The organism is Synechocystis sp. FACHB-383 (assembly GCF_014698605.1).
Taxonomy (GTDB): domain Bacteria; phylum Cyanobacteriota; class Cyanobacteriia; order Cyanobacteriales; family Microcystaceae; genus Synechocystis; species Synechocystis salina.
Genome location: NZ_JACJTJ010000030.1, coordinates 68,211 through 86,810, shown reverse-complemented (window position 1 = coordinate 86,810; position 18,600 = coordinate 68,211). Strand labels below are relative to the sequence as shown.

The following is an 18,600-nucleotide window of genomic DNA, read 5'->3' as shown; positions in this document are numbered from 1 at the left end:
GGGGACGCAACGGATCGCAAAGGGTGAATAACGATGGGGATTGGCCTAAACTCGGATCCCAAAGTCGTACACCATCAATCTATACCCAATACCATGGCGATCGCCAATTACAGAGCCATTACACCGCACCAGTGGCAAGAATGGGTGGAAACGGCCCAGCACCGAGCCCTCAGCGGTAAGTTACCCCAATACATTCCCCAGTTAGGCTTGGTTAATCCAGGCAATTTTGCCCTAGACATTGGTGACCAACACGGCATTATTTACGAAACAGGGGATACCGACCTAACGTTTAGTTTGATGAGTGTGGTTAAACCCTTTCTGTGGCTGTACATACTCCATCACCGGGGTTGGCAGTGGGCCCAGCAAAAAGTTGGCGATCGCCCTTCCCATTTACCGTTTAATTCCGTGGAGCAATTGGAGCAGGATGGGGGTTATCCCCGCAATACCATGGTCAACAGTGGCGCCATTTGTTTAGCAGGTCATATCCCTGGGGCCACAACAAATCAACGGTGCAGAAATTTTCTCACCTGGTTAAATCACACCGCCCAATGTCAACTTTGGCTTGATCCAGAACTATTGGCCTCCGTCCATGCCCTACCCAATCCCCGCAATCTGGCGATCGCCCATTTGTTGGCGGAAAAAGGCTATGTAGAAGATGCGGCCCTAGCTCTGGAAACCTATAACCAACTTTGTTGCTTGAGTGGTTGCCTCAAGGATTTATTCAAGCTTGGCCTGGCATTACAGTGTCCCCAAGCGCCGCTACAACTGGAGAACACTGTCAGAGTCAAGGGAACCATGGCCAAAGCAGGACTTTATGAAATGTCGGAAGCGTTTTTTCAGCGCACAGGATTTATTTGCAAGTCGGGAGTGAGTGGTTTGATTTTGGCCTGTTTGCCAGCCCAGTCACCGACCATTTTTGCTTGCTATAGCCCCCCTTTGAATGAACAAGGAAACCCGGTAGCTCCCCTGGCCCTATTGGAGTTTTTGGCAGAGTTTAAGCAGTGAAGATTTTTCCAATTACATGTGCGTAACGACAAAATGTAGCTACAATTGAGAAACCTTAGTGTCCGTTTAGTTATGGACTATGAATGGGATGAAGCAAAACGTCTTTCCAATCTTCGTAAGCACGGCATAGATTTTGCCGATGTTCCAGCCGTGTTTAATAGCGACATTGTCACGGTTGAAGATAATCGTGCTGATTATGGAGAGCAACGTTTTGTCACACTTGGTTTATTGGAGGGGCGAGTTGTTGCTGTTGTCCATGTTGAGTCAAAGCACTGCACCCGTATTATTTCCGCTAGAAAAGCAACGAAATATGAACAAAAAATTTACTTCGAGCAACTCTCAAACTGATTGGCAAAGGTTGGATGCCATGGAAGATGAAGACATTGATTTGTCCGATTGCCCGGAGGTTACCCCAGAAATGTTTGCCAAGGCGATAGTTCGGCGGGGTTTACCTGCGACCAAAACTAAAGCCCAAATCACACTCCGCATCGATAGTGATGTCTTGCAATGGTTTAAATCCCAAGGGAGGGGTTATCAAACTCAAATCAATCAGTTGCTAAGAGCCTATATGGAAGCGCACCAACAATAGACTCAGTTCGTATGGGATTGCAGAATGGAGAGTTGTCTAAAAATAATTTAGTTGGGCAAATGAAAATTGGTGTTGTTGGTTTAGGTTTAATTGGAGCTTCCCTGGCGGGAGATTTGCGTCGTCAGGGCCATTATCTGATAGGAGTATCCCGGCAACAAAGCACCTGTGAAAAAGCAGTAAAAAGGCAATTGGTGGATGAAGCGGGGCAAGATTTATCTCTTCTGCACACAGCGAAAATGATTTTTCTTTGCACTCCGATCCAACTAATTTTGCCCACCCTGGAGAAGCTTATTCCCCACCTAGCTCCCACGGCCATTGTCACCGATGTGGCCTCGGTCAAAACGGCGATCGCCGCACCAGCCAGTCAACTTTGGCCAGGGTTTATTGGGGGCCATCCCATGGCGGGCACAGCGGCCCAGGGCATTGATGGGGCGGAAGAAGATTTGTTTGTCAATGCTCCTTATGTGCTTACTCCCACGGAACATACCAACCCTGCTCAATTAGCTTGTTTGCGTTCAGTGTTGGAACCCCTGGGGGTAAAAACTTACCTTTGTACCCCAGAAGACCATGACCAGGCGGTGGCCTGGATTTCCCACCTACCGGTGATGGTCAGTGCTGCTTTGATCCAAGCCTGTGCTGGAGAAAAAAATGCGGATATTCTCACATTAGCCCAAAACCTAGCCAGTTCGGGCTTTCGGGATACCAGCCGGGTGGGGGGAGGCAACCCGGAGTTGGGCACCATGATGGCCACCTATAACCAACAGGCTTTGCTCAAAAGCTTGCAAGATTATCGCCAACAGTTGGATAACCTGATTACCCTGATTAATAACCAACAATGGTCTGAACTCCATCGTCTTTTACAACAAACCAACGGCGATCGGGAAAGTTATATTAAGTGAACCAATGGCGATCGCCAGGGGAAATAACCGATGATCCTTCTGAACAATAGGGATTTCCAGAAAACACTTTTAAACATCGAGCAGTTTTGTCTCCACTATGGGGATGACAATCGCTATGAATTAATTGACGGAGAACTGATTGACTTGGAACCGACAGGAATCCACGAAGAGATTGCCGCCTTTATCACCCTCAAACTCTGCACCCAAATTGACAAAGCCAATTTCCCCTGGTTTATTCTACAAAGGGGACTTTTACGGCCAAGTAGTACGACTATGACTGCTTTTCGTCCCGATGTGATGGTTGTTGATCGCCCTGCCCTGATTGAGGAAACCCTGTGGCCAGAACAATCCATTCTTACCTTGGGGAGTTCCATTCGACTAATCGCAGAAGTGGTGAGTGGTAATTGGCAAAACGACTATGCCCGTAAAGTCGAGGACTATGCCACTTTGGGTATTCCCGAATATTGGATTGTTGATCATAGCGGGCTGGGAGGAACTCGTTACATTGGCCGCCCCAAGCAACCAACCCTAACAATCTGCCAATTGGTTGACGGTGACTATCAAATGCAACTGTTGCGCGGAGATGATCCTATTATCTCTTCCCAATTTCCTGACCTCAATCTGACGGCAGGACAAGTATTAGCCTATGGACAATAGGGATGGATAAATTGAGAACGGCGATCGCCAGGGGGATAAATTAGGGAAATTGAGCATTAATCCAGAACGAATTTAGGAACAATCGGTGCCCCCGGCATGGCTTTCTGTTAAAAATAAACAAGCACTGCCCTTTCCCGCTCAGAGCGCATGACCCACCAGCCCACCGCATCGGTTCCCTTTCAACGCCCCTGGCACGACTATCTCAAATTCAGCACGGACCATAAAGTCATCGGCATTCAATATTTGCTGATGTCCTTCTGCTTTTTCTTAGTGGCGGGATTATTGGCCATGATTATCCGGGCAGAATTGCTTACCCCCCAATTGGACGTGGTGGACCGTAGCCTCTACAACGGTCTATTCACCCTCCACGGCACCATGATGATTTTCCTCTGGATTTTTCCCGCCAATGTGGGATTAGCCAATTACTTAATTCCCCTAATGATTGGTGCTAAAGACGTAGCTTTTCCAGTGTTAAATGCGATCGCCTTTTGGCTCATGCCCGTGGTGGGAGTATTACTGATTAGTAGCTTTTTTCTGCCCACTGGCACAGCCCAGGCCGGCTGGTGGTCCTATCCGCCGGTGAGCATCCAAAATCCGTCGGGCAATTTTATTAATGGTGAATTTCTTTGGCTTTTGGCAGTAGCCACTTCCGGTGTTTCCTCCATCATGGGGGGGGTTAACTTTGTCACCACCGTTTGGAAATTGCGGGCACCGGGACTGACTTTGCTAAAAATGCCTGTTTACGTCTGGACAATTTTAAGTGCCCAAATTTTGCAACTCTTTTGTCTGCCAGCGTTGACAGGCGGGGCCATCATGTTGCTATTTGACCTCTCCTTTGGCACCACCTTTTTTGACCCCTTTAACCAGGGCAACCCGATTATTTACCAACACTTATTTTGGTTCTATTCCCACCCGGCCGTGTACGTCATGGCCCTGCCCGCCTTTGGGGTATTTTCGGAAATACTACCGGTTTTTGCCCGTAAACCACTCTTTGGCTATAAAACCGTCGCCATCTCTTCTTTTCTCATTGCTATCCAAGGCACCTTCGTCTGGGTACACCACATGTTTACCAGTGCCACCCCCAACTGGATGCGAATGTTTTTCATGGCTAGCACCATGCTTATTGCGGTGCCCACCGGCATTAAGGTTTTGGCCTGGACAGCCACGGTGTGGCGAGGAAGTTTGCGCCTGAAAACCCCCATGTTGTTTTGCTTAGGGGGAATTTTGATGTTCCTATTTGCTGGCATTACGGGCATTATGTTAGCTTCCGCCCCCTTCGATTTACACGTTAATAACACCTACTTTGTGGTGGGGCATTTCCATTACGTTGTCTTCGGCACCGTGACCATGGCCATTTATGGGGCGATTTACTTCTGGTTCCCGAAAATGACTGGGCGTATGTATAACGAAGCCTGGGGTAAGCTCCATTTTGCTTTGACTTTCATTGGTGCCAACCTAAACTTTTTCCCCATGCATCCCATCGGACTACAGGGGATGTTACGGCGCATTTCTTCCTACGACCCGGAATACACAGCTTGGAATGTGGTGGCTAGTTTAGGAGCGTTCTTGCTGGGCATGTCCACTTTGCCCTTCATTGCCAATATGGTGGCATCTGCTTTTCAGGGTCGTCGGGTGGGCAATAATCCCTGGAATTCTTTAGGTTTGGAGTGGACCACACCTTCACCGCCACCGGAGGAAAATTTTGAAGTTATTCCCACCATTACAGTGGAACCCTATGGCTACGATCGCCCTACAGATTTGACCACGGAAGTAACGACTTAGGGTGGGCTTTTTCCGCCGTTGACCCCGTTAACTGAGCAAGCATACGAGGAAATTTTATGGAATCAGGTAATCATCTCCCCCATAGCGAACCGACGGAAGAGCAGGAACCGGATAATTTAGGCTTTGGTTTTCCCGTCTTTTTAATGTCGGAAAGTGTGGTATTTCTCAGCTTTTTTGTTACCTACACCATTCTGCGGCTGACCAATAAACCCTGGTTTCCCCCTGGAGTAGACGGTTTAGATGTGACTAGGGGAGCCATTAACACCGTGGTGCTAGTCACCAGTAGCGGGGCGATTATTTTGGCGGAAAAAGCCCTGCATCGGGGAGAAATGAAGTTGTTTCGCCTATTGTGGTTAGCCACCATCAGTCTAGGTATTGTTTTTCTTTTTGGTCAGGCGGCGGAGTGGGCTGGTATGCCCTTTGGTCTGGATGCGGGATCAGCGGGAGGAACTTTCTTCTTGCTGACTGGTTTCCACGGACTGCACGTTTTTACCGGGGTTTGCCTTTTGCTTTATATGTATTGGCGCTCTCTCCAGCCCCATAATTTTGATGGGGGCCATGAGGGGGTGACGGCGATCGCCTTGTTTTGGCATTTTGTCGATGTTATTTGGATTATTTTGTTTATTTTGCTCTATCTTTGGCCGGTGAATTAAGTCTTCGGACTTATTCAGACCAAGCATCCCGGAGTAGGATCAGGGTAAAAAGATTGTTTTTTAACAAGCATAGAATTCCTGGGGGGAGATAGTGAGATGGTGGTTGATCTAGAAACTCGTCAACAAGAAAATTTAACTAAGCCCAAAGCGGAGCATTTGATTTTGCTCAATCCAGTTAGTTGGAATACGTTCAATCAGTTACTAGAAGAGTTAGGAGAAAAACGAGGGCAAAGACTTGCGTATGACTGTGGAATTTTAGAAATCATGAGTCCCTTGGGTGTTCACGAAAACAACAATCGCTTTATTGATGACCTCATTCGAGCGATCGCCGATGAACTAGGTTTAAATCTTAAAAAGTTTGGCTCATTAACATTAAAAATTGATCGAACTAAACAAGGGGTAGAGCCGGATTCCTGTTATTACATAAAAAATGAACCCCAGGTGCGGGGCAAGCAACACATTGACCTCACAGTGGATCCGCCGCCCGATTTAGTTTTAGAAATTGATATTACCAGTGGCTCCTTGGATAAGTTTCCCATCTACAGCAATTTAGGCATACCGGAAATTTGGCGTTATGACGGCGATCGCCTAGCTGTATTTGTTCTTAATCCAGAGTCGAGGCAATACGAGCCCGTGAATCAGAGTCCCACCTTTCCGTTTTTGTCCCTGGAACAGGTGCCTTTACTAATTGAACGTAGTTTGGCGATCGGGGAGACGGCGGCCCTGAAGGAGTTTCGTCAATGGTTAAGGGCCAACCGTTAACTGTTTGCTACCTTTCCCCCTAATCACTTATTAGCTATTTCTGGGCAGATGCAGTTAGTTAAAGCTGTTCGGCTTTTTCTCGCTGAATTTCCCCAATTAACTGGGCCAGATGATGGCGATCGGCCTGGTAGACCTCACCACAAAAATCGCAGGTGGCTTCGGCTCCATTGTCCTTTTCGATCATATCTTCTAGTTCATCTTGCCCCAGGATTTTTAGAGCGCCCAATACCCGAGGAAAGGAACAGCGACAATCAAAGCGCAAAAGTTGCACTTCCGGCAAAATGGCCAGACCAAAATCCCCCAACAATTCTTGAAAGATATCTTTGAGGGATTTGCCCGAACGTAAAAGGGGAGTGAAGCCAGTCAGGTGTCCCAGCCGGGATTCCAGAGCGGCAACTAAGGCTTCGTCCCGGGCGGCCTTGGGCATTACCTGTAACAGTAGACCCCCAGCGGCGGTTACCCCATCCTTGCCCACAAAAACTCCCAATAATAGGGCGGAGGGAGTCTGTTCGGAGGTAACCAAATAATGGGTGACATCCTCACCAATTTCCCCGGAAACTAACTCCACCGTGCTGGAGTAGGGATAGCCAAAGCCCACATCCCGTACCACATAGAGAAAGCCATCCTGACCCACTGCGCCCCCCACGTCCAACTTACCTTGGGCATTGGGAGGTAGTTCCACCGAGGGATTTTGTACGTAACCCCGCACTGTACCGTCTAAGCCCGCATCCACCAACAGACCCCCCAGGGGACCATTACCACGGATGCGGATATTTACCCGGGATTTCTCCTGCTTCATGCTGGAAGCCAACAGTAACCCGGCGGCCATGGTGCGGCCGAGAGCAGCGGTGGCAACGTAGGAAAGTCGATGGCGTTGGCGGGCTTCTTCGGTCAGGTTGGTGGTAATTACCCCCACTGCGCGAATACCCCCATCGGCGGCGGTGGCGCGGATTAATTGATCTGCCATGGATTGCTGAAATGTTGCCTGAATTTTGTGATTCTTCTATTTTGCCAACTAGTCCCTAGGGAGATCAAACCGGTCAGCATTCATCACCTTATTCCAGGCGGCCACAAAATCATGGACAAATTTTTCCCGATTGTCGTCCTGGGCATACACCTCTGCATAGGAGCGCAGGATTGAGTTGGAACCAAACACTAGGTCAACTTTGGTGGCAGTCCATTTCACTTCCTCCGTTTGGCGATCGCCGACTTCATAGAGATTGTTGCCCGCCGGCCGCCATTGGTAGGCCATGTCAGTCAAATTGACAAAGAAGTCGTTACTCAATACCCCCACCCGATCGGTGAAGACACCATGGCTAGCACCCCCATGGTTGGTGCCCAACACCCGCATACCACCGATTAAAACAGTCATTTCCGGTGCCGTTAGCCCCATGAGTTGGGTGCGCTCCAACAGTAACTCTTCCGGTGACACAGCATAATCCTGTTTGAGCCAGTTACGATAGCCATCGTGGACCGGTTCTAGGGGGGCAAAGGATTCGGCATCGGTCATGGCTTGGGTGGCATCCCCCCGACCGGGTGAAAAGGGGACATTAACTTCAATCCCCCCATCAAGGGCTGCTTTGGCGATCGCCGCTCCCCCTCCCAGCACAATTAAATCCGCTAGACTAACCGGCTTAGCAAAATTAGCTTGGATATTTTCTAGCACAGTCAAGACTTTGGCTAATCGAGCGGTTTCATTGCCGAGCCAATTCTTTTGAGGTTCCAAACGAATTCGGGCCCCATTGGCTCCTCCCCGATAATCCGAGCTACGGAAGGTACGGGCGCTATCCCAAGCAGTACAGACCAATTCGGCAACGGTGAGGCCAGAGGCAAGGATTTGTTGTTCTAACTCCTTAATTTCCCCTTCAGAAAGACTGTAGTCCACTGAGGGAATGGGGTCTTGCCAAATCAAATCTTCCTGGGGCACATCGGGGCCAAGGTAACGGCTTTTAGGTCCCAGATCCCGATGGGTCAACTTAAACCAGGCCTTGGCAAATACCTCCGCAAAATAATCCGGCTCCCGATAGAAACGCTCCGAAATTTCTCGGTAGATGGGGTCCTTGATCATGGCCATATCTGCATCAGTCATGATGGGATTGTGGCGGACATTTGGATCCTCCACATCGACGGGTTTATCTTCCTCTTTAATGCTGACCGGCTCCCATTGCCAAGCCCCGGCAGGACTTTTCTTCAGTTCCCACTCGTGGTTAAACAACATGTAAAAGTAACCGTTATCCCACTGGGTCGGGTGGGTAGTCCACGCTCCTTCAATGCCGCTGGTCATGGCCTCCCGTCCGACACCTTTGCCGTTCCGGTTATGCCAACCCAAGCCCTGCTCCGCCACATCGGCCCCTTCCGGTTCTGGCCCCATCAGCTCAGCTTTACTGTTGCCATGGCATTTTCCTACGGTATGGCCCCCGGCGGTAAGGGCAACGGTTTCCTCATCATTCATGGCCATGCGGGCAAAGGTAGTGCGGACATCCTGGGCTGTACGCAAAGGATCCGGCTGGCCATCCACCCCCTCAGGGTTAACGTAAATTAATCCCATTTGTACGGCGGCCAAGGGATTGTCTAAGCTTTCCCGGTCTTCACTGCCATAGCGGTGATCACTGGAAGCAAGCCATTCCTTTTCTGACCCCCAGTAAATGTCCTTTTCCGGGTGCCAAATGTCTTCCCGACCACCAGCAAAACCATAAACCTTGAGCCCCATAGACTCATAGGCCATGGTGCCGGCCAGAATGATCAAATCTCCCCAGGAAAGTTTATTTCCGTATTTCTTTTTAATTGGCCAGAGCAGGCGACGGGCTTTGTCCAAATTGACGTTATCAGGCCAGCTATTAAGGGGGGCAAAACGTTGGTTACCAGTAGCGGCACCGCCCCGACCATCAGCAATGCGATAGGTGCCAGCGGCATGCCAGGCCATACGAATCATCAACCCGCCATAATGGCCCCAGTCGGCGGGCCACCAACTCTGGCTATCGGTCATCAGATGGTGTAGATCTTTTTTGACGGCGGCCAAATCGAGTTGCTGAAAGGCTTCCGCGTAATTAAACCCATCGTCCATTGGGTTTGTTTTCTGGTCATGCTGGTGCAATATGTCTAAGTTCAACCCATTGGGCCACCAATTGAGGTTATTTTTCTGCTCGGTCGTATTTGCTCCGTGCAGTACAGGACATTTACCGGCCGGTACTTGGCTATTAACCATGGTTTTTCCTTTTTGATTGTGTGGGGATCAAGAAAATTTTTTAGATCGAACTAACTCCCCCACTCTCCTGTCAGGGAAATACTTGCCTGTAAGGGAAGGACTGGGAATAAGGGGGTTACTTGGCTTGTTTGGAATGTGGTTCCTAATGGCAGTAGGTTCTTGTGTACTTATTCGTACCTGCTGTTGAACTAATGGCAAACTAAAGTGATGAAAGCCTGCTTAAGATCCATCAAGACCATGCTGCCATATTCTCTCGGGGCTAACCATTAGTCAATGAGTAGAATTTCCCAGAACGATAGACTCTAGGTGTGGTTGTGGCTCCCACTTTAGGGTTCGTTGCCATGGAGCCGGCGATCGGGGCACAATGATAGGGCTATCTTCAAAACTGTCGCCACTTTCATGACCCTTGCCAATTCTTCCCCTACCAACTTTTTGCAGCAGTTAGGTCGACAGTGCCTGAAAACCCTGGCAGATCTCCGTCTGGCGATCGCCCTTTTGCTATTGATTGCCGTTTTTAGTATCAGTGGCACGGTAATTGAACAGGGGGAAAGTTTGAGTTTTTATCAACAAAATTATCCTGAAGATCCGGCATTATTTGGATTCTTAAGTTGGCAGGTAATTTTACAACTAGGTTTGAATCAGGTCTATCGAACCTGGTGGTTTTTGGGCTTGCTAATACTTTTTGGTTCTAGCCTAACTGCTTGTACATTTAACCGCCAATTTCCTGCTTTAAAAGCGGCCCGCAGTTGGCAATTTTATCACCAACCAAGGCAGTTTAACAAACTAGCCCTAAGTTTTTCCCTGCCCCATGGAGATAGAAACAAAATTGAAGATTTACTCCAGAATAGGGGATACAAAATTTTCCAAGAAGGTGACAGTATTTACGCCCGTAAAGGTTTAATGGGAAAAATAGGTCCTATCATTGTCCATGCCGCCATGTTAATTATTCTGGGAGGGGCAATTTGGGGCGCATTAACAGGATTTTTTGCCCAACATATGATTCCCAGTGGCGAAACATTTCAAGTAAATAACATTATCGAAAAAGGTCCCCTTGCCGACAAGCAAATCCCTAAAGATTGGGGTATCAAAGTTAATCGTTTTTGGATTGATTACACGGAAGATGGGGCCATCGATCAATTCTATTCTGATTTGTCTGTGGTTAGCAGTGAGGGAGAAGAATTAGACCGCCAAACCATCTCCGTTAATCACCCTTTACGTCATCAGGGAGTTACTTTTTATCAAACCAATTGGGGCATTGCCGGGGTGAAAGTGCAGCTCAACAATAGTCCTGTGTTGCAACTTCCCATGGCCCCTTTACAAACCGCCAATGGTGGCCAGTTGTGGGGAGCTTACATTCCCACTAAAACCGACTTTAGCGAAGGTGCAGCCCTATTAGTTAAAGACCTCCAAGGTACGATGATCATTTATGACCAAGCGGGAAATTTAACCGATGCGGTGCGGGCTGGTTCTACAGTGGAAATTAACGGAGTCAATATAACAATTAAAGAATTAGTGGGTAGTACTGGTTTGCAAATTAAAGCTGATCCGGGCATTCCCTTTGTTTATCTTGGCTTTGGTTTATTGATGCTGGGGGTAATGATGAGTTATGTTTCCCATTCCCAAGTATGGTTATTGAGTGTCCAGAGGGATGGTCAAGGAGAGATCTATTTAGGAGGAAGAACTAACCGGGCCCAGGTAGCTTTTGAGCGAGAAATATTGGCGATCGCCGAGCAAGGACAGGGTGATCTGAACAGCGAGATCAAAGTTAATGCCTAAGGTTAATCAACCCTGGTGGGACAGATTTTTTCCCTTTTTAAATTTCCCTGGGGCAATGGGGATAGTTCTGTTTACAGCAATATCTTTTTTAGCTGGCGGCTGTGGAACGGACATTACTAGCTACCCAGTATTTCTGAGAAATTTTCAAGAATCAGTTCCCAGTGGAAATATTAATCCTGATAAAGGTACTTTACTCATTTGGTTCGCTCTAGATTCTGCTTACCTACATGAGTCCCAAGTAGAACGCTATCATCAATATTTAGCGGGCATGGTGGATGAATTTAAAAAAGCTTATCCTAACGTTAAAGTCAATTATAAATTTGTTGCCAGTGACGACCTTTTAGAACCCTACCTGCACGATATTGACCACGGTTTTGGCCCTGATTTAGTTTTGACTAAAAATCTGTATTTAGGGCGATTAATGGAACGCAATGCTCTGTTTCCAATTCCTTACAATGAGATTGCGCTGGATAATTTTCGTCAGGATGCCCTCAGCCAGATGGAATATGGAGGAAAGTTGTATGCAATTCCCGTTACTTTAGGCACCCAAACCCTTTGTTATAACAAGAAAAAAGTTAAACAAGTTCCCACTAATTTAGATGAAATAGTTAGCCTTTCTCGTCAGGGCTATTCCTTTGGCATTACTTCAAATTTTAGTGATACTTTATGGGGACTAGGAGCCTTTGGTGGCAAAGTTTTTAATCAAGAAGGAGAAGTGATTTTAAACCAGGGGGCTTGGAGTAAGTGGATGGAATTTCTAATTACCATCAAAAATGAACCAAACGTTGTTTTTATTCCCACTTCCTTAGCTACTAATCGGGCTTTTAGCGAAGGGAGATTAGCCTACATTACCTGTTGGAGTTTGGCTATCCCAGAACTAATTGCCAGTGTAGGTCTGGAAAATTTGGGCATTGCTCCCCTGCCCGGTCTACCGGGAGCCCCTTCTTCGCCAGCATTAACTGGTTTTTCTTTTGTTTTAAATCCAACAAGCAATGACGAACAGCGCGGTTTAGCCCTAAAAGCTGCTACTTTTTTTACCAATACTGAACAGCAGCAACAATGGATTTTAGAGTCTAGATCTGCCATTCCAGTTAATGTTCATGTGCAAATACCATCTAGTCTTTTTACCATCCAAGCGCAATTAAAAAAACAATCCTTAACCGCTACTTCTTATAGCATGAAAGAAATCGATAAAATAGAATTTATGCTAGATATTGGCGAAAGATTTTACACCAGTGTCCTTTCTGGGGCAATTACTTCCCAAGCAGCGGCCCAGGAAATTACGGAACAAACCAATCAATATTTTGGTGAGCAAGCAGACCATGAATCAAAGCATCAGTGACCTTGACTTTTCCCCTTTAGAGTCAGTTTTCTTCAGTTTTTGGCATATGGGGCAACGGCCTTTGGTGCAGGGACAATTGGTCTTAATCTTGGGAGCTATGATTACCGCCTATGCCACGGCTAAAATCATCTGGTGGTGGTTAAGAAAAAAGTATCACAGTGCCCAATTTTTTTTAAATTATTCTCCCCGGCGATCGCCCCTTGATTGCTTGCTATGGGCTGGGCATTTTTTTCTATTACCATCGCTTCTATTTTTACTGTTATTATTTGTTCATACTATTTATCGACAACATAGCTATTATGATGGACTAATTGATCACGCTATTATCTTAACATTAATATTTATATTTTATCGGGCTGTTATTTTTTTTGCTAGCTTTTGTTTTCCCATTCAAGAAATTGAATATTATCGCTCCCATTTATTCCGTCCAATACTCTTTTATTTCTTTGTAGCTAGCACAATTAATTTAGTAGAAGATTATCTTCCTTTGGTCAGCACTCCATTTTTTGATGCCTTTCAAACCCCTGTCACCATTAGGAGTATTTTATTGATCACCTTTGGGGTTTATCTCTGGGTGATACTTTCCTCCTTAATTTGTAAAATAATTATTTATTTAATCTCCAATGGCAGCCAATTTGATCCTGGTTTTATTCGGGCAGTTTCAGTGTTAATTAATTACGGTTTAATTGGCTTTGGTCTTTTTGGTATTTTAGGCTATGTGGGCATTAATCCAGCTATTTTTGCCACAGTTACAGGGGGGCTATCTGTTGGAATTGGCTTTGGTCTAAAAGAAGTAATCAGTAATTTTGTCAGTGGAGTCTGGTTATTGATGGAAGGGGCTTTAAAACCAGGAGATGTGATTAATGTAGGAGGAGAGATGAGTCGGGTGGAACGATTAGGGCTACGGGCTGCCACGGTTAACATTATTCGAGATAATACTGATCGAATTATTCCCAATCAAGTCTTTTTTACAGAAGAAGTTAATACTTATACTGGTAGAAATCACCTTGTTTATTGTAGTGTGATAGTGGGGGCTAGTTATAAAGCAAATCCTCGTCAAGTCATTGATTTATTACTAGATTTAGCCACAGATAATCCTGATATTCTTCCCCAACCTAAGCCCGCCGCTTTTTTGTTAGATTTTGCCGACTCCAGTATGAATTTTGAAATCAAGTTTTGGCTTGATAATCCCGTAAGTAGGAAGAAGGTTTCCAGCGAGCTCCGTTGTAGAATTTGGCAAAAGTTCAAGGAACTCGACATTGAAATTCCCTATCCCCAGCGGGATTTACATCTCCGCACTGACTGAAACGATGCTTTGAAACCCTGCCATCAGTGACTGTTGACTGGATTACAAGCAACTTAATTAAAAGCAAGAAAGTTTATGGACTGAGATGCCCATCAAAAAAGGCCTTTATAATTTTGTTTGGCACCCATCCCATTTTTGTCCATTGGGAGCCAAGCCCGGGCTGCAATATGGTTTAAATTTACTTTAGTTCTGGCAAGAAATTTAAGTCCTGTTAACTTTCCCTCCTTTGCCATAGGGAGCCCATCGCCGATTGGGTTAAAATTAAATGACTTAGCCTACGCTTCCTAAAGCGCTTTGTCCTGTGGTTGCATCAATTCCTAATCCCAAAACAAATTTCCTGAAAACTGTTCCTAGCCAACGGCAGACCGGGGCTTACATCCTGATGGATAGCCTGAAACGCCACGGGGTCAAACATATTTTTGGTTATCCTGGTGGGGCAATTTTACCCATCTATGATGAGTTGTACCGTTTTGAAGCGGCGGGGGAAGTTGAGCATATTCTGGTGCGCCATGAACAGGGAGCGTCCCATGCCGCCGACGGGTATGCCAGGGCCACGGGTAAGGTGGGGGTTTGTTTTGGTACCTCTGGACCAGGGGCAACTAACTTGGTGACCGGCATTGCCAATGCCCATTTGGACTCGGTGCCCATGGTGGTCATTACCGGCCAGGTGGGTCGTGCCATGATTGGTAGTGATGCCTTCCAGGAAATTGATATTTTTGGCATCACCCTGCCCATTGTCAAACATTCCTATGTAGTGCGTAGTGCGGCGGATATGGCCCGCATTGTTACTGAAGCTTTCCATCTGGCTAGCACCGGCCGCCCCGGGCCAGTTTTAATCGATATTCCCAAGGATGTGGGTTTGGAAGAATGTGAATATATTCCCCTTGAGCCAGGGGATGTTAATTTGCCCGGTTATCGTCCCACAGTTAAAGGTAATCCCCGGCAGATTAATGCGGCGTTGCAGTTGTTAGAACAGGCCAAAAATCCCTTGCTCTACGTGGGAGGAGGGGCGATCGCCGCCAATGCCCATGCCCAAGTGCAGGAATTTGCTGAAAGATTCCAATTGCCGGTAACGACCACCCTGATGGGGATTGGGGCTTTTGACGAAAACCACCCCCTTTCGGTGGGGATGTTGGGTATGCACGGCACTGCCTATGCCAACTTTGCTGTTAGTGAATGTGATCTTTTAATTGCGGTGGGGGCTCGTTTTGACGACCGGGTGACTGGCAAACTAGACGAATTTGCTAGCCGAGCCAAGGTAATTCACATCGACATCGACCCGGCAGAAGTGGGGAAAAACAAGGCTCCCGATGTGCCCATTGTCGGGGATGTACGCCATGTGTTGGAACAACTTTTACAGCGGGCCCGGGAATTGGATTACCCCAGCCGTCCCCATGCCACCCAGGAATGGTTAAACCGTATTGATCATTGGCGTATTGATTATCCTCTCCAGGTGCCCCACTATGAAGACACCATTGCGCCCCAGGAGGTAGTACATGAAATTGGTCGTCAGGCCCCCGATGCCTACTACACCACCGATGTGGGACAGCACCAAATGTGGGCAGCCCAGTTTTTGAACAATGGGCCCCGGCGGTGGATTTCCAGTGCTGGTTTGGGCACCATGGGCTTCGGCTTACCGGCCGCCATGGGAGCCAAAGTGGGAGTGGGGGAGGAAGCCGTCATTTGCATCAGTGGGGATGCCAGTTTCCAAATGAATCTCCAGGAGCTAGGGACCTTAGCCCAGTACGACATCCAGGTTAAAACTATTATTCTCAATAACGGTTGGCAGGGAATGGTGCGTCAGTGGCAACAAACCTTCTATGAAGAGCGCTATTCTGCTTCTAATATGTCCCAGGGGATGCCAGATATTAATCTCCTCTGTGAAGCCTATGGCATCAAGGGGATTACCGTGCGTAAGCGGGAAGATTTGGCCCCGGCGATCGCCGAAATGCTAGCCCACAATGGCCCTGTGGTAATGGATGTGGTAGTCAAAAAAGATGAAAACTGTTACCCCATGATTGCCCCCGGCATGAGTAATGCCCAAATGCTAGGCTTACCGGAAGTACCAGTGCGAGACAATGGTCCCCAGATGGTGGAGTGCAACCATTGCCAGACCCAAAATTTCATCACCCATCGCTTCTGTTCCGGTTGTGGAGCCAAACTCTAACTAACTGGAAGAAGACCAGTGACAGAATCATCAAGAATATGGCAGGGAAAATTTTGGCAATTACTTTTCTCCTGCCTTTTTTGTTGTTATTCCAGTACCTCAATCAATGTTTTTTTCAATAGTCTGACTACAATAGCGTAACCATTGCTAACCCCTTGGAGAAAGTAACTATGCTTGCTTCTAGCCCCAACCCAACCCTAACCATAGCCGACTTTTTGGCATTGCCCTATATCGATGACTCGCCAGCTTGGGAATACGTAAACGGAACAATTGCGCAAAAACCAATGCCTAAGACCTTCCATAGCCGACTGCAACTAAAACTAGCTAGCATGATCGATTTAGCAGGAGAAAGTAACAAAAGTGTTTTGGCTTTCACTGAACTACGGTGTAATTTGACTGAAAGATCAATAGTGCCGGATATTGTAGTTTTAGGTTGGGAGCGTCTGCCGATTAATGATTCCGGAGAGCTAGAAGATCAAGCAATTAGTTTTGCACCGGATTGGGTGATTGAAATCCTTTCTCCCCAACAAAGTTTAGCCAAGGTGATGAAAAATATTCTCTATTGTTTAGAGCAGGGTAGTGAGTTGGGCTGGCTGATTAATCCGGAAGAACGATCCATTCTAGTTCTTCTATCCCAGCAAGCACCCCAGTGTTATCTGAGCGATGATCCAGAGATTAATAATGGCCAAGAAATTTTACCTGTGCTGTCTGGTTTAGATTTACAACTAACCACGGAGCAAATCTTTTCTTGGTTAAAATTTTCCCGCTAATTGCGAATATTACTTTGACCCAATGGCAGGAAACTTTGCTCCAACATAATTGCAGTCATCGATTGAACCAAACTCGGCCAATTAGGAAAATATTTGCGCTTCATTTTGCAATCCTTTGCCAGGGAATGCTGTTGGCTAGCTCTGTCTGTGCCAATGAGGTTTACCCTAGTTATCTCACCGAAAAGGGCATTGAAAGTGAGTCTTTAAATCAGTATCCCCATGGTCTAACTGGTCGTAAGATAGCCATTGGCCAGATGGAAATGGGTCGGCCAGTGCAATATCTTTGGGATAAGTTGGGCAGTTGGAAGCCTCCCTATACTTTGGTGGGGGTATTTCACCTCAATCAAATTTCCCCCCGCAATCGTTTTTTTGATAGTCACGCCGGTATGGTAGCCCAGGCCATGGTTAGCCAGGATAAACGTTTTCCTGGAGTGGCACCGGAGGCTCGGCTTTATGCCACTGCTATGGGGCCGCTAGCCGAAAATCTACAACCCCAGCAATGCTTGGCCGGACAATTTGTTAGTCGCCAAGATGGGGGCAATCTCCGGGCAGTCAATTTGAGCTATGGGGAGTCGTTGGAACGGGACACCAGAGGAAATCCTCAGTTGGATGGCAATGCGCTGTTAACTTTGTGTTTAGACTGGCTGACCCAACAACAGAATTTGCTCTTTGTGGTAGCGGGCAATCAAGGTACAGGGGGCATCGCCATTCCCACGGATAACTACAACGGTATTACCGTCGCCTATACTGTCCAATCCCCCGATCGCCAAGGCCGTTATGACCGCATGGCCTTTACGAATTTAAGTCGGGAACCGGAAGGCATGGGCAAAAGAATAGTGGAACGGGAAATCAATCAGGGGGGGCGCCGGGGGGTGAGCTTAGTGGCTCCGGGTAGTGATTTTTATTTATATGACATCAACGGTCGGGTGGAATGGGTCAGTGGTAGTAGTTTTGCCGCTCCTTTGGTAACCGGAACTGTTGCTTTGTTACAAGAATTTGGCGATCTCCAGTTATTAACTAATCCCAATGGTAGCCGCTGGAATTTAGATGCCCGCAGACCCATGGTGATGAAAGCCGTATTACTCAATTCAGCGGTAAAAATTCGCAACGCTGCTTTGGGCACGGATTATAACCTCTACAGCAGCAAAAACCGCGATTGGCTGGCCACGGAAGCCTACCGAGATCCTACCCTGCCGTTGGATTTGGAAATGGGGGCTGGTCAACTCAACGCCCGCCGAGCCCTAGAACAATTCCAGTCTGGAGCCTATGGGGCTGGGGAAAATTATCTCCCGGCGATCGCCTGGGATTATGGAGAAATTCAACCGGGTCAAATCATTAGTTACGACCTATCCCAACCCCTTAAAGGAGGAGAGTTTGCTAGCGCCACCCTCGTGTGGGAAAGACCAGTGCAATTATTGGATACCAATGGTAATCAACAATACGACCTGGGGGAAAGTTTTCAGGGCCTGCCCTTAAGCAACCTAGACTTATTAATGGTTTCCCAAGACGATAATGGCTCGGTGGTTTGTGCATCCCAAAGCAAAGTCGATAATGTGGAACATTTTCTTTGTCCCATTGCTACCACTGGCAATTACACCATTCAAGTCAAACACCAAGGCGGTGGAGCCATGGCTCGACCAGAAAAATATGCCCTGAGCTGGTGGACTGTTACCGATTGAAAGAACTC

General features: G+C 47.2%; 16 protein-coding genes. 14 read left to right on the top strand and 2 right to left on the bottom strand.

All coding sequences use genetic code 11. The annotated features are described in order from the left end of the window. Positions 1-33 precede the first annotated feature (33 nt). From H6G45_RS08530 to H6G45_RS08495, 8 genes are all read left to right on the top strand, one after another. The gene (locus H6G45_RS08530) at positions 34-1,005 is read left to right on the top strand and encodes a glutaminase (protein WP_190598030.1); all 972 of its coding nucleotides are present in this window, start codon (positions 34-36) and stop codon (positions 1,003-1,005) included. A gap of 72 nt (positions 1,006-1,077) precedes the next feature. After that, a complete protein-coding gene (locus H6G45_RS08525; protein ID WP_190598029.1) occupies positions 1,078-1,353 on the top strand; it encodes a BrnT family toxin in 276 nt (91 codons plus the stop codon). Further along, complete coding sequence (locus H6G45_RS08520; RefSeq protein ID WP_190598028.1) at positions 1,316-1,594, top strand: BrnA antitoxin family protein; 279 nt, start codon at positions 1,316-1,318, stop codon at positions 1,592-1,594. The genes H6G45_RS08525 and H6G45_RS08520 overlap by 38 nt, the downstream gene beginning before the upstream one ends. A gap of 59 nt (positions 1,595-1,653) precedes the next feature. Further along, positions 1,654-2,493: a prephenate/arogenate dehydrogenase gene (locus H6G45_RS08515; RefSeq protein WP_190598027.1), complete on the top strand. Its 840-nt coding sequence runs from the start codon at positions 1,654-1,656 to the stop codon at positions 2,491-2,493. A gap of 30 nt (positions 2,494-2,523) precedes the next feature. Beyond that, positions 2,524-3,150, top strand: coding sequence for a Uma2 family endonuclease (locus H6G45_RS08510; protein WP_190598026.1), 627 nt, complete (start codon positions 2,524-2,526; stop codon positions 3,148-3,150). 147 nt (positions 3,151-3,297) lie between these two features. Continuing rightward, complete coding sequence (locus H6G45_RS08505) at positions 3,298-4,932, top strand: cbb3-type cytochrome c oxidase subunit I (RefSeq protein ID WP_190598025.1); 1,635 nt, start codon at positions 3,298-3,300, stop codon at positions 4,930-4,932. Between the two features lie 56 nt (positions 4,933-4,988). Beyond that, positions 4,989-5,585: a heme-copper oxidase subunit III gene (locus H6G45_RS08500; RefSeq protein ID WP_190598024.1), complete on the top strand. Its 597-nt coding sequence runs from the start codon at positions 4,989-4,991 to the stop codon at positions 5,583-5,585. A 96-nt stretch (positions 5,586-5,681) separates the two neighbouring features. Further along, a complete protein-coding gene (locus tag H6G45_RS08495; protein WP_190598023.1) occupies positions 5,682-6,347 on the top strand; it encodes a Uma2 family endonuclease in 666 nt (221 codons plus the stop codon). Between the two features lie 58 nt (positions 6,348-6,405). Here H6G45_RS08495 and hslO read toward each other — a convergent pair whose 3' ends face one another. Both hslO and katG read right to left on the bottom strand, forming a co-directional pair. Continuing rightward, positions 6,406-7,314 carry an Hsp33 family molecular chaperone HslO gene (gene hslO, locus H6G45_RS08490; protein WP_190598022.1) on the bottom strand — a complete coding sequence of 303 codons (909 nt, stop codon included), beginning with the start codon at positions 7,312-7,314 and terminating at the stop codon, positions 6,406-6,408. A 48-nt stretch (positions 7,315-7,362) separates the two neighbouring features. Beyond that, the gene (katG, locus tag H6G45_RS08485; RefSeq protein WP_190598021.1) at positions 7,363-9,552 is read right to left on the bottom strand and encodes a catalase/peroxidase HPI; all 2,190 of its coding nucleotides are present in this window, start codon (positions 9,550-9,552) and stop codon (positions 7,363-7,365) included. Between the two features lie 399 nt (positions 9,553-9,951). Here katG and H6G45_RS08480 point away from each other — a divergent pair, with 399 nt between their 5' ends. From H6G45_RS08480 to H6G45_RS08455, 6 genes are all read left to right on the top strand, one after another. Then, complete coding sequence (locus H6G45_RS08480) at positions 9,952-11,328, top strand: cytochrome c biogenesis protein (RefSeq protein WP_190598020.1); 1,377 nt, start codon at positions 9,952-9,954, stop codon at positions 11,326-11,328. Then, a complete protein-coding gene (locus H6G45_RS08475) occupies positions 11,321-12,670 on the top strand; it encodes an extracellular solute-binding protein (RefSeq protein ID WP_190598019.1) in 1,350 nt (449 codons plus the stop codon). Before H6G45_RS08480 ends, H6G45_RS08475 begins: the two co-directional genes overlap by 8 nt. Continuing rightward, positions 12,651-13,976 (top strand): mechanosensitive ion channel domain-containing protein, encoded by a 1,326-nt coding sequence (locus H6G45_RS08470; RefSeq protein WP_190598018.1) that lies wholly within the window; start codon positions 12,651-12,653, stop codon positions 13,974-13,976. Before H6G45_RS08475 ends, H6G45_RS08470 begins: the two co-directional genes overlap by 20 nt. 301 nt (positions 13,977-14,277) lie before the next feature. Then, positions 14,278-16,143, top strand: a complete 1,866-nt coding sequence (ilvB, locus tag H6G45_RS08465; RefSeq protein WP_190598017.1) for a biosynthetic-type acetolactate synthase large subunit — start codon at positions 14,278-14,280, stop codon at positions 16,141-16,143. A 170-nt stretch (positions 16,144-16,313) separates the two neighbouring features. Continuing rightward, a complete protein-coding gene (locus H6G45_RS08460; protein WP_190598016.1) occupies positions 16,314-16,913 on the top strand; it encodes a Uma2 family endonuclease in 600 nt (199 codons plus the stop codon). A 125-nt stretch (positions 16,914-17,038) separates the two neighbouring features. After that, positions 17,039-18,592, top strand: a complete 1,554-nt coding sequence (locus tag H6G45_RS08455) for a S8 family serine peptidase (RefSeq protein WP_242018103.1) — start codon at positions 17,039-17,041, stop codon at positions 18,590-18,592. The last annotated feature ends 8 nt before the right edge of the window (positions 18,593-18,600 follow it).

What these genes read in the sequence shown, in the direction of transcription:
- H6G45_RS08455 (WP_242018103.1), top strand. Translation starts at nt 17,039, where the DNA reads ATGCTGTTGGCTAGCTCTGTCTGTGCCAATGAGGTTTACCCTAGTTAT.
- H6G45_RS08515 (WP_190598027.1), top strand. Translation starts at nt 1,654, where the DNA reads ATGAAAATTGGTGTTGTTGGTTTAGGTTTAATTGGAGCTTCCCTGGCG.
- H6G45_RS08510 (WP_190598026.1), top strand. Translation starts at nt 2,524, where the DNA reads ATGATCCTTCTGAACAATAGGGATTTCCAGAAAACACTTTTAAACATC.
- H6G45_RS08530 (WP_190598030.1), top strand. Translation starts at nt 34, where the DNA reads ATGGGGATTGGCCTAAACTCGGATCCCAAAGTCGTACACCATCAATCT.
- H6G45_RS08505 (WP_190598025.1), top strand. Translation starts at nt 3,298, where the DNA reads ATGACCCACCAGCCCACCGCATCGGTTCCCTTTCAACGCCCCTGGCAC.
- H6G45_RS08480 (WP_190598020.1), top strand. Translation starts at nt 9,952, where the DNA reads ATGACCCTTGCCAATTCTTCCCCTACCAACTTTTTGCAGCAGTTAGGT.
- H6G45_RS08475 (WP_190598019.1), top strand. Translation starts at nt 11,321, where the DNA reads ATGCCTAAGGTTAATCAACCCTGGTGGGACAGATTTTTTCCCTTTTTA.
- H6G45_RS08525 (WP_190598029.1), top strand. Translation starts at nt 1,078, where the DNA reads ATGGACTATGAATGGGATGAAGCAAAACGTCTTTCCAATCTTCGTAAG.
- H6G45_RS08520 (WP_190598028.1), top strand. Translation starts at nt 1,316, where the DNA reads ATGAACAAAAAATTTACTTCGAGCAACTCTCAAACTGATTGGCAAAGG.
- katG (WP_190598021.1), bottom strand. Translation starts at nt 9,552, where the DNA reads ATGGTTAATAGCCAAGTACCGGCCGGTAAATGTCCTGTACTGCACGGA.
- H6G45_RS08500 (WP_190598024.1), top strand. Translation starts at nt 4,989, where the DNA reads ATGGAATCAGGTAATCATCTCCCCCATAGCGAACCGACGGAAGAGCAG.
- hslO (WP_190598022.1), bottom strand. Translation starts at nt 7,314, where the DNA reads ATGGCAGATCAATTAATCCGCGCCACCGCCGCCGATGGGGGTATTCGC.
- H6G45_RS08470 (WP_190598018.1), top strand. Translation starts at nt 12,651, where the DNA reads ATGAATCAAAGCATCAGTGACCTTGACTTTTCCCCTTTAGAGTCAGTT.
- H6G45_RS08495 (WP_190598023.1), top strand. Translation starts at nt 5,682, where the DNA reads ATGGTGGTTGATCTAGAAACTCGTCAACAAGAAAATTTAACTAAGCCC.
- H6G45_RS08460 (WP_190598016.1), top strand. Translation starts at nt 16,314, where the DNA reads ATGCTTGCTTCTAGCCCCAACCCAACCCTAACCATAGCCGACTTTTTG.